This is a genomic window from Streptomyces bullii (assembly GCF_042657145.1).
Taxonomy (GTDB): domain Bacteria; phylum Actinomycetota; class Actinomycetes; order Streptomycetales; family Streptomycetaceae; genus Streptomyces; species Streptomyces bullii.
The window spans coordinates 188,960-207,150 of sequence record NZ_JBHSNY010000006.1; the positions used below are offsets into that span (position 1 = coordinate 188,960).

Annotated in this window: 13 protein-coding genes and 1 pseudogene; 4 read left to right on the top strand and 10 right to left on the bottom strand. The window is 71.9% G+C overall.

Annotated features, from left to right (window positions below; all coding sequences use genetic code 11):
* Positions 1–51 precede the first annotated feature (51 nt).
* Together sucD and sucC are read right to left on the bottom strand one after the other, a co-directional pair.
* Positions 52–936, bottom strand: a complete 885-nt coding sequence (gene sucD / locus ACFPZJ_RS18395) for a succinate--CoA ligase subunit alpha (RefSeq protein WP_381022497.1) — start codon at positions 934–936, stop codon at positions 52–54.
* An 11-nt stretch (positions 937–947) separates the two neighbouring features.
* Positions 948–2,078, bottom strand: coding sequence for an ADP-forming succinate--CoA ligase subunit beta (gene sucC / locus ACFPZJ_RS18400; RefSeq protein ID WP_381022499.1), 1,131 nt, complete (start codon positions 2,076–2,078; stop codon positions 948–950).
* 145 nt (positions 2,079–2,223) lie between these two features.
* On the opposite strand from sucC, the gene ACFPZJ_RS18405 reads away from it, so the two are divergent.
* The 4 genes from ACFPZJ_RS18405 to ACFPZJ_RS18420 all read left to right on the top strand — a co-directional run bounded on the left by ACFPZJ_RS18405 (position 2,224) and on the right by ACFPZJ_RS18420 (position 8,820).
* Positions 2,224–3,906: a thiamine pyrophosphate-binding protein gene (locus tag ACFPZJ_RS18405; protein ID WP_381022501.1), complete on the top strand. Its 1,683-nt coding sequence runs from the start codon at positions 2,224–2,226 to the stop codon at positions 3,904–3,906.
* Positions 3,907–3,918: 12 nt separating this feature from the next.
* Complete coding sequence (gene frc / locus ACFPZJ_RS18410) at positions 3,919–5,160, top strand: formyl-CoA transferase (protein WP_381022504.1); 1,242 nt, start codon at positions 3,919–3,921, stop codon at positions 5,158–5,160.
* 4 nt (positions 5,161–5,164) lie between these two features.
* Positions 5,165–7,309, top strand: a complete 2,145-nt coding sequence (locus ACFPZJ_RS18415) for an acetate--CoA ligase family protein (RefSeq protein ID WP_381023432.1) — start codon at positions 5,165–5,167, stop codon at positions 7,307–7,309.
* A 122-nt stretch (positions 7,310–7,431) separates the two neighbouring features.
* Entirely contained in the window at positions 7,432–8,820 is a 1,389-nt protein-coding gene (locus ACFPZJ_RS18420; protein ID WP_381022507.1) for an OFA family MFS transporter, read from the top strand.
* Between the two features lie 123 nt (positions 8,821–8,943).
* Here the strand turns inward: ACFPZJ_RS18420 and ACFPZJ_RS18425 are convergent, their stop codons facing one another.
* The 8 genes and pseudogenes from ACFPZJ_RS18425 to ACFPZJ_RS18460 all read right to left on the bottom strand — a co-directional run bounded on the left by ACFPZJ_RS18425 (position 8,944) and on the right by ACFPZJ_RS18460 (position 18,022).
* Positions 8,944–9,996, bottom strand: a complete 1,053-nt coding sequence (locus ACFPZJ_RS18425; protein WP_381022509.1) for a sugar phosphate isomerase/epimerase family protein — start codon at positions 9,994–9,996, stop codon at positions 8,944–8,946.
* 60 nt (positions 9,997–10,056) lie between these two features.
* Entirely contained in the window at positions 10,057–11,454 is a 1,398-nt protein-coding gene (locus ACFPZJ_RS18430) for an alkaline phosphatase family protein (RefSeq protein ID WP_381022512.1), read from the bottom strand.
* The gene (gene eboE, locus ACFPZJ_RS18435) at positions 11,451–12,620 is read right to left on the bottom strand and encodes a metabolite traffic protein EboE (RefSeq protein ID WP_381022515.1); all 1,170 of its coding nucleotides are present in this window, start codon (positions 12,618–12,620) and stop codon (positions 11,451–11,453) included. The genes ACFPZJ_RS18430 and eboE overlap by 4 nt, the downstream gene beginning before the upstream one ends.
* 3 nt (positions 12,621–12,623) lie before the next feature.
* Positions 12,624–13,517, bottom strand: coding sequence for a TatD family hydrolase (locus tag ACFPZJ_RS18440; protein WP_381022518.1), 894 nt, complete (start codon positions 13,515–13,517; stop codon positions 12,624–12,626).
* A complete protein-coding gene (locus tag ACFPZJ_RS18445; protein ID WP_381022521.1) occupies positions 13,517–14,260 on the bottom strand; it encodes an EboA domain-containing protein in 744 nt (247 codons plus the stop codon). The genes ACFPZJ_RS18440 and ACFPZJ_RS18445 overlap by 1 nt, the downstream gene beginning before the upstream one ends.
* Positions 14,261–14,538: 278 nt before the next feature.
* Positions 14,539–15,447 (bottom strand): annotated as a pseudogene (locus tag ACFPZJ_RS18450) (sugar phosphate isomerase/epimerase family protein); the annotation flags it as partial.
* Complete coding sequence (locus tag ACFPZJ_RS18455) at positions 15,444–16,388, bottom strand: SCO3242 family prenyltransferase (RefSeq protein ID WP_381023435.1); 945 nt, start codon at positions 16,386–16,388, stop codon at positions 15,444–15,446. The pseudogene ACFPZJ_RS18450 and the gene ACFPZJ_RS18455, both read right to left, overlap by 4 nt.
* A 287-nt stretch (positions 16,389–16,675) precedes the next feature.
* The gene (locus ACFPZJ_RS18460) at positions 16,676–18,022 is read right to left on the bottom strand and encodes an inositol-3-phosphate synthase (protein ID WP_381022523.1); all 1,347 of its coding nucleotides are present in this window, start codon (positions 18,020–18,022) and stop codon (positions 16,676–16,678) included.
* Positions 18,023–18,191 lie beyond the last annotated feature (169 nt).

Below are 18,191 nucleotides of genomic sequence, written 5' to 3' on the forward strand. Positions count from 1 at the left end.
TCGGTGACGCCGTGGGGGACGCCGCGGTCGGCGCGTCCCCCACGCGGGGCGTCACGCCGGGCCGGTGAGTGCGTCGAGCACCAGCCGGGCCGTCTCGGTCGGGGTCCTGCCGACCCGGACACCGACCGCCTCCAGCGCCTCCTTCTTCGCCTGCGCCGTGCCGGACGAACCGGACACGATCGCGCCCGCGTGTCCCATCGTCCTGCCCTCGGGTGCGGTGAAGCCGGCGACGTAGCCGACGACCGGCTTGGTGACGTGCTCGCGGATGTGGGCCGCCGCGCGCTCCTCGGCGTCGCCGCCGATCTCGCCGATCAGGACGATCAGTTCGGTGTCGGGGTCGTCCTGGAAGGCGGCGAGGCCGTCGATGTGGGTGGTGCCGACGACCGGGTCGCCGCCGATGCCGACGCAGGTGGAGAAGCCGATGTCGCGGAGTTCGTACATGAGCTGGTAGGTGAGGGTGCCCGACTTGGACACCAGGCCGATGCGGCCCGGTTTGGTGATGTCGGCCGGGATGATGCCCGCGTTGGACTGACCGGGGGTGATCAGTCCCGGGCAGTTGGGGCCGATGACCCGGGTGCCCTTGGTCCTGGCGTACGACGTGAAGGCGACGGAGTCGTGGACGGGGACGCCCTCGGTGATGACGACCGCGAGGCCGATGCCCGCGTCCACCGCTTCGACGACGGCCGCCTTGGTGAAGGCGGGCGGCACGAAGACGACGGTGACGTCGGCGCCGGTCTCCCGCACGCCGTCGGCGACCGACCCGAAGACGGGCACCGCGCGGTCGTCGAAGTCGACGGTGCGGCCGGCCTTGCGGGGGTTGACGCCGCCGACGACGTCGGTGCCGGCCGCGAGCATGCGCCGGGTGTGCTTCATTCCCTCGCCTCCGGTCATGCCCTGGACGAGGACCTTGCTCTCCTTGGTGAGATAGATCGCCATGTCCCGTCTCCTCAGGCTGTGGTGGCGAGTTCGGCGGCGCGGCGGGCGGCGCCGTCCATGGTGGTGACCTGCTGGACCAGCGGATGGGCGCGTTCCTCGAGGATGGCGCGGCCCCGGGCCGCGTTGTTGCCGTCGAGGCGTACGACGAGCGGTCTGGTCAACCGCACGTCGTCCAGGGCCCGTACGATGCCGTCGGCGACCGCGTCGCAGGCGGTGATGCCGCCGAAGACGTTGACGAGGACGGACTTCACGGCCGGGTCGGAGAGGATGACCGACAGTCCGTCGGCCATGGTCCGGGCGCTCGCACCGCCACCGATGTCGAGGAAGTTGGCGGGACGCGCCCCGCAGCCGGCGACCACGTCGAGGGTCGACATGACGAGCCCGGCGCCATTGCCGATGACACCGACCTCGCCGTCCAGCTTGACGTAGGTGAGGCCCTTGGCGGCGGCCGCCGCCTCCAGCGGGTCGGCGTGCCCGGCCTCGTCGGCGCCCCACCGGGCCTGCCGGAAGCGGGCGTTGCCGTCCACGGTGACCTTGCCGTCGAGGGCCATGACGCGGCCCTGTCGCGTGCGGACGAGCGGGTTGACCTCGACGAGGAGGGCGTCCTCGCGGACCAGGACCTCCCACAGCCGTACGAGGACGTCGACGGTCTGCGCCGGCAGTCCGGCCGCCTCGGCGATCTCTGCCGCCTTCGCCGAGGTGACGCCCTGCGCGGGGTCGATCGGGATGCGTGCGACGGCCTCGGGACGAGTGGCGGCGACCTCCTCGATGTCCATGCCGCCCTCCGCCGAGGCGATCGCCAGGAAGCGGCCCGCCGCCCGGTCGAGTACGTAGGAGACGTAGAACTCCCGGTCGATGTCGACGGGTTCGGCGACCATGACGCTGCGGACCGGGTGGCCCTTGATGTCCATGGCGAGCATCTGGCGGGCCGTCAGCTCGGCGGCGGCCGGGTCCGCCGCGAGCTTCACGCCGCCGGCCTTGCCCCTGCCACCGGTCTTCACCTGGGCTTTCACCACGACCCGTCCGCCCAGCCCGCGGGCGATGACGCGCGCTTGTCGCGACGAGTCGGTCACCTCCGCCCGGGGGACCAAGACGCCGTATTCCTCGAACAGTTGCCTTGCCTGGTGCTCGTACAGGTCCATTCCGGCTCCTGACCTAAAAGTGCCGCACGCCCCCTGGACACCACCCACCGGATGCGGGATAACAAGCTTCATACAGTATTCGTCGACTGTATGCAATGTACCGCGAGAGCGTTCCCACCCCCCTATGAAGGGACAGGACTTCGCCATGCCCGACGACACCCAGGACGTCATCTCCGGCGGTCATCTCGTCGCCAAGGCCCTCAAGGCCGAGGGGGTCGACCGCATCTACACCCTGTGCGGCGGCCACATCATCGACATCTACGACGGCTGCGTCGACGAGGGCATCGAGGTCGTCGACGTCCGCCACGAACAGGTCGCCGCCCACGCCGCCGACGGGTACGCCCGCATCACCGGAAAGCCGGGCTGCGCGGTGGTCACCGCGGGGCCGGGGACGACCGACGCCGTCACCGGGGTCGCCAACGCCTTCCGCGCGGAGTCCCCGATGCTGCTGATCGGCGGCCAGGGCGCCCTCACGCAGCACAAGATGGGGTCCCTGCAGGACCTGCCGCACGTCGACATGATGAACCCCATCACCAAGTTCGCGGCGACCGTGCCGGACACGGCGCGCGCGGCGGACATGGTGTCGATGGCGTTCCGCGAGTGCTACCACGGAGCGCCCGGGCCCGCCTTCCTGGAGATCCCGCGCGACGTGCTGGACGCCAAGGTGCCCGTGGCCAAGGCGCGTGTGCCGAAGTCCGGCGCCTACCGCGCCTCCACCCGCTCGGCCGGTGACCCCGAGGCGATCGAGAGGCTCGCCGACCTGCTGGTGCACGCCGAGAAGCCGGCCATCCTGCTCGGCAGCCAGGTGTGGACGACGCGGGGCACCGAGGCCGCCATCGAGCTCGTCCGCACCCTCAACATCCCCGCGTACATGAACGGCGCCGGGCGCGGCACCCTGCCGCCGGGCGACCCGCACCACTTCCAGCTCTCGCGCCGGTACGCGTTCTCCAACGCCGACGTCATCGTCATCGTCGGTACGCCCTTCGACTTCCGCATGGGCTACGGCAAGCGGCTCTCGCCGGACGCGGCGGTCGTGCAGATCGACCTCGACTACCGGACCGTAGGCAAGAACCGGGACATCGACCTCGGGATCGTCGGCGACGCGGGGCTCGTGCTCAAGTCGGTGACCGAGGCGGCCTCCGGACGCGTCAACGGTGGTGCGTCCAAGCGCAAGGAGTGGCTGGACGAACTGCGCGCTGCCGAGCAGACCGCCCTGGAGAAGCGGCTGCCGCAGCTCAGGTCGGACGCCTCACCCATCCACCCCTACCGTCTGGTCAGCGAGATCAACGACTTCCTCACCGAGGACTCGATCTACATCGGCGACGGCGGCGACATCGTCACCTTCTCCGGGCAGGTCGTCCAGCCCAAGTCGCCCGGGCACTGGATGGACCCGGGCCCGCTCGGCACCCTCGGGGTCGGCGTCCCGTTCGTGCTCGCCGCCAAGCAGGCCCGGCCCGACAAGGAGGTCGTCGCCCTGTTCGGCGACGGCGCGTTCTCCCTGACCGGCTGGGACTTCGAGACCCTCGTCCGCTACGACCTGCCGTTCGTCGGCATCGTCGGCAACAACTCCTCGATGAACCAGATCCGCTACGGCCAGGCCGCCAAGTACGGCAAGGAACGCGAGCGGGTCGGCAACACCCTCGGCGACGTCCACTACGACAAGTTCGCCCAGATGCTGGGCGGTTACGGCGAGGAGGTCCGCGACCCCGCCGACATCGGGCCGGCGCTGCGGCGCGCCCGCGAGTCCGGGAAGCCGTCGCTGATCAACGTCTGGGTCGACCCGGACGCGTACGCCCCCGGAACCATGAACCAGACCATGTACAAGTGAGGAGCACTTGGCATGACCCAGACCTCGACCAGGGCTCTCGACGGCATCCGCGTCCTGGACATGACGCACGTCCAGTCCGGACCCTCCGCGACCCAGCTCCTCGCCTGGCTCGGCGCGGACGTCATCAAGCTGGAGGCGCCGACCGGTGACATCACGCGCAAGCAGCTGCGTGACCTGCCGGACGTCGACTCCCTCTACTTCACGATGCTCAACTGCAACAAGCGGAGCATCACGCTGAACACCAAGACCGAGCGCGGCAAGGAGATCCTCACCGAGCTGATCCGGCGCGCCGACGTCATGGTCGAGAACTTCGGGCCGGGCGCGGTCGACCGGATGGGGTTCACCTGGGACCGCATCAAGAAGATCAATCCACGGATCGTCTACGCCTCCATCAAGGGGTTCGGCGAGGGCCCGTACACCAACTTCAAGGCGTACGAGGTCGTCGCGCAGGCCATGGGCGGGTCGATGTCGACCACCGGCTTCGAGGACGGGCCGCCGCTGGCGACGGGGGCCCAGATCGGGGACTCGGGCACGGGCGTCCACGCCGTGGCGGGCATCCTCGCGGCGCTGTTGCAGCGGGAGCGGACCGGGCGCGGGCAGCGGGTGAACGTGGCCATGCAGCACGCGGTGCTCAACCTCTGCCGGGTGAAGCTGCGCGACCAGCAGCGCCTGGCCCAGGGTCCACTCGCCGAATATCCCAACGAGGACTTCGGCGACGAGGTTCCCCGCTCCGGCAACGCCTCCGGCGGCGGCCAGCCCGGCTGGGCGGTCCGGTGCGCGCCGGGCGGCCCCAACGACTACGTGTACGTCATCGTGCAGCCCGTCGGCTGGAAGCCGATCAGCGAGCTCATCGGCCGGCCCGAACTGGCCGACGACCCCGAGTGGGCGACTCCCGAGGCCCGCCTGCCCAAGCTGAACAAGATGTTCCAGCTGATCGAGGAGTGGTCCTCCACGCTGCCCAAGTGGGAGGTGCTGGAGCGGCTCAACGCGCACAACATCCCGTGCGGGCCGATCCTGTCCACCAAGGAGATCATCGAGGACCAGTCGCTCGCCGCCAACCAGATGGTGGTACGCGTCCCCCACCCCGAGCGCGGCGAGTTCGTGACCGTCGGCAGCCCCCTCAAGCTCTCCGACTCCCCCGTCGAGGTGACCAGTTCACCGCTGCTCGGCGAGCACAACGAGGAGGTCTACGTCGGTGAGCTGGGCCTCGGCGACGAGGAGTTGCGCCTGCTCAAGTCGAACGGAGTGATCTGACGTGATGGCCGAAGACCGGGTGCTGCGCGTGCGTGCGCTCCTCGACTCCGTGCGGGCCGAGGGACGGACCGCGCTGACCGCACCCGAGGGCAAGGTGCTCGCCGACGCCTACGGGATCGCCGTACCCGGCGAGGAGCTGGCGCGGGACGTCGACGAGGCGGTGGCCTGCGCGGCGCGCCTCGGCGGTCCCGTCGTGATGAAGATCGTCTCCCCCGACATCCTGCACAAGACCGACGCCGGCGGAGTCGTCGTCGGGGTGGAGGGCGCCACCGACGTCCGCGCGGCCTTCCACAGGATCGTCGAGAAGGCGCGCGCGTACAGCCCCGAGGCGCGCATCGAGGGCGTGCAGATCCAGGAGCTGCTGCCCCAGGGGCAGGAGGTCATCGTCGGCGCGGTGACCGACCCCACGTTCGGGAAGGTGGTGGCCTTCGGGCTCGGCGGGGTGCTCGTCGAGGTCCTCAGGGACGTCACCTTCCGGCTCGCCCCCGTCGACGCGGACGAGGCGCTGTCCATGCTGGACTCGATCCGGGCGGCGGAGATCCTGCGCGGTGTGCGGGGACAGGCGGGCGTGGACCGGTGGGCGGTCGCCGAGCAGATCCGCCGGGTGTCCCAACTGGTCGCCGACTTCCCGGAGATCGCCGAGGTGGACCTCAACCCGGTGATCGCGACGGCGGAGGGGGCCGTCGCGGCCGACATCCGGGTGATCCTCGCCGAGAAGCAGCCGGCACCGCGTCGTACGTACTCCCGTGAGGAGATCCTCACGTCCATGCGGCGGCTGATGCAGCCCGGCGCGGTCGCCGTGATCGGCGCCTCCAACGAGCAGGGCAAGATCGGCAACTCGGTGATGCGCAACCTCGTCGACGGCGGTTTCGCCGGAGACATCCACCCGGTGAACCCCAAGGCCGATGACATTCTGGGCCGCAAGGCGTACAAGAGTGTCACCGAGGTTCCCGGTGAGGTGGATGTGGCGGTCTTCGCGATCCCCGCCAAGTTCGTGGCCGCCGCCCTGGAGGAGGTGGGACGCAAGAAGATCCCGAACGCCGTGCTGATCCCCTCCGGGTTCGCGGAGACCGGCGAGCACGAACTCCAGGCGGAGATCGTGGCGATCGCCGAGCGGTACGGCATCCGGCTGCTCGGGCCGAACATCTACGGCTACTACTCGACGTGGCAGGACCTGTGCGCCACGTTCTGCACCCCGTACGACGTGCGGGGCGGGGTGGCGCTCACCTCGCAGTCGGGCGGCATCGGGATGGCCATCCTGGGCTTCGCGCGCACCACGAAGACGGGCGTGTCGGCGATCGTGGGGCTCGGCAACAAGTCCGACCTGGACGAGGACGATCTGCTCACCTGGTTCGGGGAGGACCCGCACACCGAGTGCATCGCGATGCACCTGGAGGACCTCAAGGACGGTCGTGCCTTCGTACGGGCCGCACAGGCGACCGTGCCGAAGAAGCCGGTCGTGGTGCTCAAGGCGGGGCGTACGGCGGCGGGTGCCAAGGCCGCCGGCTCCCACACCGGCGCCCTGGCCGGCGACGATGCCGTGTACGACGACATCCTGCGCCAGGCCGGGGTGATCCGGGCGCCCGGGCTGAACGACATGCTGGAGTACGCGCGCGCGTTGCCGGTGCTTCCCACCCCCCGGGGCGACAACGTCGTGATCATCACGGGGGCGGGCGGCAGCGGTGTGCTCCTCTCGGACGCCGTCACCGACAACGGGCTGTCGCTGATGGAGATCCCGCCGGACCTGGACGAGGCGTTCCGGAGGTTCATCCCGCCCTTCGGCGCCGCGGGCAACCCGGTGGACATCACCGGGGGCGAGCCGCCGTCGACGTACGAGGCGACGATCCGGCTGGGTCTGGAGGACCCGCGGATCCACGCGCTGGTCCTCGGCTACTGGCACACCATCGTCACGCCTCCCATGGTCTTCGCCGAGCTCACCGCGCGCGTGGTGGCCGAGTTCCGGGAGCGCGGCATCGCCAAGCCCGTGGTGGCCTCGCTCGCAGGTGACGTGGAGGTCGAGGAAGCCTGTCAGTACCTCTTCGAGCGGGGCGTCGTGGCGTACCCGTACACGACCGAGAGGCCGGTGGCGGTGCTCGGCGCGAAGTACCGCTGGGCGCGGGCGGCCGGGTTGTTGGGGGGCGGTTCATGAGGTGAGGGAGCGGGGGCCCGCCCGGCGGTGCGCGCCGGCCGGCCCCCGGGACCCGCGCGCGCACGAAAGGCATTGGACAGGGGGCGCTGGCCAGAACTTTCGACGCAAGGGGTGCAACCGACATGACAACGACCGATCTACCGGCAACGGTTCCCTACCGAGAGGTGACCGACGCGAACGGACGCGTCTACCGCCTCGGTGAGACCGACATCGACATCATGGGCCGCAAGCGCAAGTGGATGGTCATCCTGCCGTGGGTGGGCATGATGGGCATCAGCTCGGCCGAGTACGCCTTCGCGTCCGCCGAGGACACTCTGCACAGGGCCCACAGCTGGAGCAGTTCCCACATCTTCTGGATGCTGGGCGTCTGGGTCTTCTTCCAGGCGGCCGTGGCCTTCCCCGCGGGCAAGCTGCGCGAGAGCGGCAAACTCCCCGCCCGCTGGGCGATGATGTGCGGCGCGCTCGGCACGCTGCTGGGGTATCTCTCGCTCGCCTTCGCGCCGCATGTGATCGTCGCGTACATCGGGTTCGGCATGTTCAGCGGCATGGGCGCGGGCATGGTCTACGCGACGTGCGTGAACATGGTCGCCAAGTGGTATCCGGAGCGCAAGGGCGGCAAGACGGGTTTCGTGAACGGCGGTTTCGCCTACGGTTCCGTGCCGTTCGTCTTCCTCTTCACCGGCTACATGGACCTGACCAACTTCCGCTGGGTGCTGGTCAGCGTCGGTGTCTTCCTGGCGGCCGTCGTGGCGGTGGCGGGCCACTTCTTCAAGGACCCGCCGAAGAACTGGTGGCCGGCCGACGTCGACCCGCTCAAGAAGCCCGACGACGCGCGCGCCCGGCGCGCGCTGGAGAAGAACCCCCCGGCCGTGCACCAGTACACCCCCTTGGAGGCGTGGCGGACCGGGCGGGTGGCCCTCATGTGGTTCTGCCTGCTGTGCACCTCGGGTGTGAACATCTTCGGTATCGCCTTCCAGGTGCCGTTCGGTGACGAGGCGGGCTTCGCGGGCGGCATCGTGGCGACCGCGATGTCCCTGAAGGCGATCGTGAACGGCACCGGGCGCGGTGTCATCGGCTGGCTCTCCGACCGGTACGGGCGCAAGCAGTGCCTGATCTTCGTCTGCATCGTCCTGGGCCTGTCCCAGTACGGCATCCTGTTCTCCGGGAACATCGGCAACCTGCCGCTGTTCCTGCTGTTCTCGTCGATCTCCGGCTTCGGCGGCGGCGCCATCTTCCCGATGTTCGCGGCGATGACCGCCGACTACTTCGGGGAGAACAACAACGCCTCCAACTACGGCCTGGTGTACTCGTCGAAGCTGGTCTCCGGCCTGCTGGGCTCCGGTATGGGCGCCGTGGTCGTGGGGGCCTGGGACTACGCCGGCGCGTTCGTCCTGGCCGGCTCGATCTCCCTCTTCGCGGGCTTCGTGGCCATGTTCCTGCACCCGCCGGGACGGCCCAGGGCCAAGCACATCGCCCCGAACCCGCACCCGCTCGGCGAGGAGACGGCGTGACGTGTCGCCGCTGCGGCAGCCGGGGGCGGGCGGCGGTGCCGCAGCCCGCGGCCTGACCGGTCCGCTGCGTGAGGAGGCCCTCCCCGCCTCGGGGAGGGCCTCCTCATGTCGTACGTACGTCCGTCAGCACTTCTCTCGCAGGGAGTGCAGGTGCGCGCTGGAGCGGCGGGCGAACGTGAAGGACTCGGCCGGGTTGTCGTGCTCGGCCTGCCAGTGGTGGGCGAGGCGGTGCCCGCGCAGCCGGGTGACGGCGGAGATGAAGCGCTGGTAGTCGATGTCTCCGTCGCCGACGTCGACCATGCGGTAACCGTAGGGGTTCGACGGTTCGCTGACGCCGTCCTTCACGTGGAAGAGCGGGTAGCGGTGCGGCTGCTGCAGGACGTAGTCGAGCGGCTCGAAGGGTGCGGGCGTGCCGTCGGGCCGCTTGGAGAAGCGGAACTGGCCCACGTACGCCCAGTAGATGTCCATCTCCAGGTAGACCAGGTCGGGGTCGGTCTCGGCGAGCAGGACGTCGTAGAGCCGGACCTTGGGGTCGTCGCCGGCGAAGGAGAACTCCTCGGAGTGGTTGTGCTGGTAGAACTTCATGCCGCGCGCCCTGGCCGCGGCTCCGTAGGTGTTGAAGTCCTCAGCGGCGCGCCTCCAGGCGTCGACGGTGGAGCCGTAGCGGAAGGGTCCGGCGGCCGTGCCGATGTGCTTGAGGCCGAGGGCCTCGGCGTCGTCGAGGACCTTGGTGAGGTTCTGGGCGAAGGTGTAGGCGTTGGGGTCGCTGGAGTAGTAGCCGACGTGGCTGCCGATCGGGTTCAGGCCGTGGTTCCTGGCCAGCCGCTTGAGCTGGGCGAGGGTGATGGGCCCGGCGGAGCCCTGGGTGTAGCCGGCGAACTCGACCTCGTCGTAGCCGTATTTCTCCAGTTCGGCGAAGACGGGGGCGAATCCGAGGGTGGAGACCTTGTCGCGCAGGCTGTACAGCTGGATGCCGAGCCGGCCGGGCGGCAGGACGGGGCGGCCGCGGCCCGCGGTGCCAGTGCCGGTGGCGGACGCGGTGCCGGTGGTGGCTGTCGCGGGGGTCGCGGCGGCGCCGAGCAGGGCGGCGGCGGTGGCGCCGGCCGCCACGCCGAGCATGCCTCGTCTGCTGAGGCGGTGGGTCAGTTCGGGGTCGGGCTGGGAGATGCGGCTCATGCCTGGAACTCCTCGGTGTCGGACGGCGTTGTCAGTGGTGAGTGCTTCACTTGGGACCAGTCAGGACAGACCGGCCAGTTGGAGCAGGAGTGCTTTCACGTCGGTGGCCGCGACGCGGTCGCCGACAGCGCGGGGGGTGGAGCAGATGAGGAGCGGACCGTCGTCGTCGCTCGCGGGAAGGCGGCCGTGGCTGCCGCGAATAGGTGAGGGATCCAGAGGCACGACCGCCATGCGGTAGCGCATGCCGAGTTTCTTGCGCGCCAGCGCGGCGGCAGCCTTGACCTTGACGTAGGGGTCGAGGGGGTCCATGAAGAGTTCGACCGGGTCGTAGCCGGGTTTGCGGTGGATGTCGACGAGCCGTGCGAAGTCGGGCGCGCGGGCGTCGTCGAGCCAGTAGTAGTACGTGAACCAGGCGTCCGGCTCCGCCACGGCGACCAGTTCGCCGGCGCGCGGATGGTCGAGGTGATGTGTCTTCTTTCCCTCGTCGTCGAGGAGTTGCTCGATGCCGGGCAGGCCGTCGAGGGCCGCCCTCGTCGCGTCGAGGTCCTCGGGACGGCGCACGTACACATGGGCGATCTGGTGGTCGGCGACCGCGAAGGCACGGGACACCATCGGATCGAGGTACTCCATGCCGTCCTGCGTGTGCACCTCCAGCAGACCGGCGCGGCGCAGGGCGCGGTTGATGTCGACAGGCCGGTGCACGCGGGTGATGCCGTACTCGGACAGCGCGACGACGGTGCGGCCCTGCGCGCGGGCGTCGTCCAGGAGCGGGGCCAGGGCGGTGTCCAGGTCGGTGGCCGCCTTCAGGGAGCGCGGGTCGTCGGGTCCGAAGCGCTGCAGGTCGTAGTCGAGGTGAGGGAGGTAGCACAGCGTCAGATCGGGCTGCCGGGTGCGCATGATGTGCCGGGCGGCGCCGATGATCCAGCGGCTGGAGACGAGGTCCGCGCCGGGGCCCCAGAAGTGGAAGAGGGGGAACGTGCCGAGTTCCCCGGTCAGTTCGTCGTGCAGCGCGGCGGGCCGGGTGTAGCAGTCGGGTTCCTTGCGGCCGTCGGCGTAGTAGATGGGACGGGGGGTGACGGTGATGTCGGTGTCGGCACCCATGGCGTACCACCAGCAGATGTTGGCGACCGTGTAGCCGGGGTGCGCGCGGCGGGCGGCGTCCCAGAGTTTGTCTCCGGCGACGAGTCCGTTGTGCTGGCGCCAGAGCAGGACGTCGCCGAGTTCGCGGAAGTACCAGCCGTTGCCGACGATGCCGTGCTCCGACGGGAGGGTGCCGGTCAGGAAGGTCGACTGGGCGGCGCAGGTGACGGCGGGCAGCACGGTGCCGAGCGGTGCCTGGGAGCCGGACCGGGCGAGCGCCTTGAGGTGGGGCATGTGGTCCAGGAGACGGGGGGTGAGGCCGACGATGTCGAGCACGAGGAGCGGGGTGGGGCCTGTGCCTGAGGGGTGGGGGCTCATGGCAGCTCCTTCAGGCCGAGGTCCGTCAACAGGTCACGGGCAAGGGTGAGTTCTGCGGCGATGCCGTCGGTGAGCTGAGCGCGGGCACGCGGGCGCAGCTCGGGCGGCAGGGTCTGCCAGGTGTAGGTCTCGACCTCCAGGTGGTGGGTGAGCGGGCTCGGGCCGCCAACGAGCCGGGCCAGGGCGGCCTTGAGTACGGGAAGTGTGGAGGTGAGGGGCGCGGCGGGGGCCGCGTGCAGCGGGACGTGGAAGTGGGCGCGCCAGGGCCCGCCGTCGGGCAGGGCGCCGCCGCTCAGGGCCTCGCCGAGGTCGTCGGTGCCGCGCAGTCCGGTGGCGGTGGCTGTGCGGGTCTGGTGCAGGAAGCGGGGTTCGGCGAAGGCGGCGAGGGCCTCGCGGACCTCGGGCAGATGCGGGTGCTCGGCGTGCAGGGCAGCCGAGAGCTGGGACTTGACGACGGGGACGCCGGCCGCGGCGAGCGCGTCGAGGGCGGTGTGCGGATCTTCGAAGGAGGTGGCGAGATGGCAGGTGTCGACGCAGATGCCGATCCGGTGGTGGGCGATCGAGGTCAGCGGGGCGACGGCGTCGTGGGTGGTCTCCACGACGCAGCCGGGTTCCGGTTCCAGGCCGACACGGATGGAGCGGCCGGTCAGTTCCTCGAGCGCGTCGAGGCGTTCGGCGAGGGTGAGCAGGGCGGTGCGGGCGGCCTCGGCGCCCGGCTCGTCGTAGGCGGTCCGCCAGGCCAGTGGCAGGGTGGAGACGCTGCCGTCGGTGACGTCGTCGGGCAGCAGTGCGGCGAGGACGCGGGCCAGCGCGGTGGTGTGGTCGAGGCGTTCGGCATCAGCCCAGTCCGGCTTGTACACGCGGTACTTGACCTCTTGCGCGCCGAAGCCCTCGTAGGGGAAGCCGTTGAGGGTGACGACCTCCAGGCCGCGCCGGTCGAGTTCGCCGCGCAGGCCGCGCAGCGCGGACGGGTCGGTGACCAGGGCGCGGGCGGCGTCCTTGGCGAGCCACAGTCCGATGCCGAGGCGGTCGCGGCCGAGGCGGCGGCGGACGGGTTCGCAGTGGTCGCGGAGCTGGGCGAGGACGCCGTCGAGGGTTTCGGCGGGGTGGACGTTGGTGCAGTAGGCGAGGTGGACGGTGGAGCCGTCGGGGTGGCGGAAGCGCATGGTTCACACCTCCGCGGCCGGGGCACCGGCCGGCTCGTGGCCGTCGTCCCTCGGAGCGCCGCGCAGGACGGAGTTGCCCTCGTGGGTGGTGTCCGTGACCGTGACGTCCAGGGCGAGGCGGCCGCTGAGCGCGTAGAAGGCGACGGGGTTGCGCCACAGCACCCGGTCGACGTCGTCCCCGCTGAAGCCCTCGGCCAGCATCAGGTCGGCGACCTTGCGGGTCTTGAGGGGGTCGCTCTTCCCCCAGTCGGCGGCGGAGTTGACCAGGACCTGCTCGGGCCCGTACGAGCGCAGGATCGCGACCATGCGCTCCTCGTCCATCTTGGTGTCCGGATAGACGGAGAAGCCGAGCCAGCAGCCGCTGTCCTTGGCCTCCTTGACGGTGGTCTCGTTGAGGTGGTCGATCAGGACGCGGTCCGGTGGCAGGGCGGACTCCCGGACGACGTCGAGGGTGCGGCGCAGCCCGGTGAGCTTGTCGCGGTGCGGGGTGTGCACGAGCGCGGGCAGGCCGTGGTCGGCGGCGAGCTGCAGCTGGGCGGCGAGCGCGGTGTCCTCGGCGGGAGTCATGGAGTCGTAGCCGATCTCGCCGACGGCCACGACGTGGTCCTTGACGAGATACCGGGGCAGTTCGTCGAGGACGGGGCGGCAGCGCGGGTCGTTGGCCTCCTTGGGGTTGAGGGCGAGCGTGCAGTGGTGGGCGATGCCGTACTGGGCGGCGCGGAAGGGCTCCCAGCCGAGGAGGGAGTCGAAGTAGTCGAGGAAGGAGGCGGGCGAGGTGCGGGGCTGGCCGAGCCAGAAGGAGGGTTCGACGACGGCGCGGACGCCAGCGGCGTACATGGCCTCGTAGTCGTCGGTGGTCCTGGACGTCATGTGGATGTGGGGGTCGAAGATGCGCATCAGGACTCCTTGGCGTGGGGGTGGTCCGTGCGGTGCGGCGGGGTCGCCGGGGTCGCCGTCTCGGTCAGGGCCAGGACGCGGTGCAGATCCTCGGGCACGGGGCGGCCGGCGGCGGTGCGCTCAGCGGCGTAGTCGCCGAGCATGCGGGCGAGTTCGCCGTCACCGCCGGCGCGTTGGTCCAGGTCCGCCACGTGGTCGAGGGACACGCCGGTGAACAGGCACTTCAGCACGGCGTGCCGCCAGTGGTGCGGGGCCAGGTGCCGGGCGGCGTACGGGCCGACGGCGGCGGCCAGGAGCCGGGTGTCGTTGGTGCGCAGGGCGTCCTCGACGAGCGGGAGGGCCTCGGGGCCGGGCACGAGGTGCGGCAGGGCGTGCAGGACGGCACGGCGCTCGTCGGCGGTGCCCTGGAAGTAGACCCGGGCCAGGGCGTCGGCGCCTGCGCGGGCCGCGTGCAGGATCAGCACGCGGGCGGCGTCGGCGTGGGCGGGTCCGCAGCGGCGTCCGGCTTCGGCCAGGCGCAGCTCCCACACGGAGATGGGGCCGTGGATGCCGGGCTGGGCGGCGGCCTCGTCGAGGGCCTGGTCGAGCCAGGCGCGGGCGGTTGCGTCGAGGTGGGTGGTGAGGTGGCGGTACAGGTCGTCCGGCCGTGCCAGGGCGAAGGTGGGGCCGTCGGCCTCCTCGGTGCGCCGGCTGCCCGGGCCGCTCGTGGAGCGTGCCGTCGGCGTGGCGTGGGGACGGGTCATGCGGTGCTGCTCCCTTCGGTGGCGGCGGAGGGATGACCGTGTGCCGGGGCGGCGTGGGACTTCGCGGGGGTGGAGGGAGCACCGGGAGGCGGGGTGTTGCGGGACGTGGGCGGAAGGGACGGAGCACCGGGAGGCGGGGTGTTGCGGGACGTGGGCGGAAGGGACGGAGCACCGGGAGGCGGGCCGGTGCGGGACGTGGGCGGAAGGGACGGAGCACCGGGAGGCGGGGCGGTGTCGGATCTGACGGGGGTGGAGAAGGCACCGGGAGGTGGGGCCGGTGCGGGAGGCGCTGTGGCGGCCGGGGCGGTGTGCTGTGGGGTGTCGGCCGGCGGTGGGGTGGCCGCGGCCCGGGCCGCCGCGCGGCGCAGGAACGGCAGGGAGTGTTCGGCGAAGTGGGGGCCCGCGTGGGAGTGGCGGGGCAGTTCGACGACGGTCAGGCCCTGGTAGCCGGATGCGGTGAGGGCCGCGAGGACGGGCGGGAAGTCGATCTCCCCGTTTCCGAACGGGAGGTGTTCGTGGACGCCGCGGCGCATGTCCTCGATCTGGACGTGGCGCAGCCAGGGAGCGGCGGCGCGTACGCAGTCGGCGGGAGGGAGGGGTTCGAGGCACTGGCAGTGGCCGATGTCGAGGGTGAGGCCGAGGACATCGGGGTCGCCGAGGGCGCGGCGCAGGTGGTGGAAGTCGGCGAGGGTGGCGAGGAGGTGACCGGGTTCGGGTTCGACGGCGAGCGGGACACCGGCGGTGGCGGCGGCGTCCAGGACGGGGATGAGCGTCTCGGTGAGGCGCTTCCACGCCGTGTCCTCGTCGGTCCCCGCCGGGAGGGTGCCGCTGAAGCAGTGGACGGCGTGGGCGCCGAGGTCGGCGGCGACCCGGACGGCCCGGACCAGCAGGTCGACGCGGCGGGCGCGGTCGTCCGGGTCCGGATCCAGCAGGGAGGGGCCGTGCTTGCGGCGGGGGTCGAGGACATAGCGGGCACCCGTCTCCACGGTGACGCCTAGGCCGAGCGCGTCCAGCCGCTGCGCGACGCGGCGGGTGCGGTCGGCGAGGCCGGGGGCGAGCGGGTCGAGGTGCATGTGATCGAGGGTCAGGCCGACGCCGTCGTAACCGAGGTCGGCGAGCAAGGCGAGAGCGTCGTCGAGGCGGAGGTCGGCGAGACCGTTGGTGCCGTAGCCGAAGCGGATGGTCATGTGATGCTCACCTTCCTCGCGAACTTCCGTCCGATCGGGGCGAGGGCCGCGATGGTGAGGGCGGTGGCCAGTGCGCCGGTGCGGGCGGCGAGTGTGGCCTGGAGGGGGATCGTGGCGCGGATACCGGCGCCGACGGCTCGTTGGGTGAGCGGGGGTGAGGGGTTGAGGGTGGCGTGGACATAGGGGCGTGCCGTGGTCGCGGCGTAGGCGGTGGCGAGGGCGGCGGTGAGGTGGGCGGTGGCCCGTCCGGGCCGGGGCCGTTCGCCCTCGGCGAGGTGCGCGGGGACCGTGTGTGACCGCCTGCCGGGCAGGCCCTGGGCGGCGGTGGCTTCCCGTCGGTCGCCCGGGAGCGGTGCCGGGAGGCGCGTCGGGGGGTGTGTCGTCAGGCGGGTCAGCAGGCCGGTCGCGGCGAGGGCCGCCAGGGGGGCCAGGGCGGAGCCGTATCGGGTCTCCTGACGGGACAGCACCGTCACGGCGAGGGTGTGGGTGCCGAGGAGACCGGCGGATCGCAGGGCCCGGTGGGGGCGGCCGGTGGTGGCCGCGGCACCGAGGAGCAGGTCCAGCGCGCGGGCCGCCGCCATCGCGGCGGGCCCGGCGGGCGTGTGCTTCAAGGTGAGGTCGTACGCCCAGACCGTGGCCGCGAGGGGCGCGGCGACGGCGAGGGCGGGGCGGCCCGCGCGGGCTGCCAGGGCCAGCCCGGCTCCGGTCAGGGCGCAGGCCGCCGTGAGGGCGCCGGCCGGTCGGATGCGGCCGGAGGGGAGGGGACGGTGCGGTCGTTCGGCGGCGTCCTCCTCGCGGTCCGCCCAGTCGTTGAGGGCCATACCGGCCTCGTACAGGCAGAGGGAGGAGCCGATGGCGAGCAGGGTGCGGGCATTGGGGCGGGCTCCGGTGGCCGCCGCACCGGCCAGGGCGTCGCCGGGGACGGTGAACAGGGCGGGCAGACGGAGGAGTTCGGCCCAGGCGCGGCGGCGGTGTGCATGACGGGCCGTGTCCTCCGGGGGCTGTTCCGCGCCGACGGCACTGCCCCCCGCCGGGTGGTGTCCAAGGCCGCGTTCAGGGTGGTGCTCAACGTGGTGAGCGGGGTGATGTCCAGGGTGGTGCTCGGGGTGCTGAGCCGGATGGTGTCCAGGGTGATGAGCGGGATGCTGAGCGGGGGGATGTCCAGGGTGGTGCTCAGGGCGCTGAGCCGGGTGGTGTCCAGGGTGATGACGACCGTTCTCGACCCGCCTCACCGCTGCTCCTCCGGCCCGTCGGCCCGCACGGCGGAACTCGTTGCCGACGGCGTCCCGGCCCCGGCGCTCCGCTGGTCGCGCCCGCCCGGTGCGGCCGCCCCCGCTCGCCCTCCGCCGTCCAGCGCCACGGCGGAACGCAGCGCCCGCTCGCCCGGCCCGCAGCTGCCCCCAGCCCCCTCAGCCCCCTCAGCGCAGGCAGTCCTCTCGGTCGCGCCGTTCCCGGCCCCGCCCCCACGCAGCCTCCGTGCGAAGACCGTCAGTGCCGCGTACTGCTCCGCAAGCCCCGACGGGCCCTGCCCCACCGGGTCCTTGAAGTAGAAGCCGAGTTCGCCGAGCGGGCCGGACAGGCCGGTCTCGTGGGCGCGGGCGGTCAAGCGGACCAGGTCGAGGACCAAGGGGGCCGCGAGCGCGGAGTCGCAGCCCTGCCAGATGGTCTGGAGGATCATGCGGGTGCCGAGGAAGCCGTCGAAGGCGATGTGGTCCCAGGCGGTCTTCCAGTCGCCGAGCGCGGGGACGTCGTCGATGTGGACCTCGCCCTCGGGAGTGGCGCCGAGGGTGTCGGCCAGCACCCGCTCCTTGCCCGCGTTCTTCGCCGCCGCGGCGGCCGGGTCGGCCAGGGCAGCGCCGTCGCCGCCACCCAGCAGGTTGGTGCCGGACCAGGCCCGTACCGCGAGCGCCCGCTGGGTGAACATCGGACCCAGGACGGAGCGCAGCAGGGTCTGGCCGGTCTTGCCGTCACGGCCCGCGTACGGCAGGCCGGACGACGCGGCCAGCGGGGACAGTGCCGGGTGGTGCAGGCCCGTCGAGGGGGTGAAGTTGACGTACGGGCAGCCGGCGCGCAGGGCCGCCGTCGCGTACAGCGAGCTGGGCGGCAGTGCGTCACCCGTGGCCACGGGCTCGGTGGAGGCGACGTTCACCACCACCGCCCGCGCCAGGCCGCAGCGCCGTACGAAGTCCTGGATGTCCGCGGTGAAGGCGGTGATCAGTTCCTCCGGGCTCCGGGTGTCGCCCGGAAGGGGGCCGCCGGGCCTGATCTCCTGGTCGGCGGCGGCCAGTTCGGCCGCGACGGCGGTGGGCAGGCCCGGCGGCAGGACGCCCCCGGCCGCCAGCGCCTCCGCCCGTTTGGGCAGCGGACAGTCCAGCGTGTCGTGCCCGCCGAAGACCAGGGACGACACCGCCGGCAGGCCGCTGTCGGCGAACGCGGGCGTCTCGGTCACCAGGCCGGTCGGCGGGTGCAGACCCGCCGTCACGGCGGCAGCCCCGGCCACCACGGTGGTGGCGACGGAGCCGCGCGCTCCGATCAGCCACACCCCGACACGGGTATCGGAACAGGACGCGGACATGGGCGGCCTCCTTGTCGATCGCGGACTACGGCAGGGACGTGAAGACGGCGGCGGGAAGACGACAACGGAACGACGGCGACGGAACGACGGCGACCCAACGACGGCGAAACGAAGCCGGCAACGCGCAGACGGCACGGGCGACGGACCCAGGAGGTGAAGACGGCGGGCG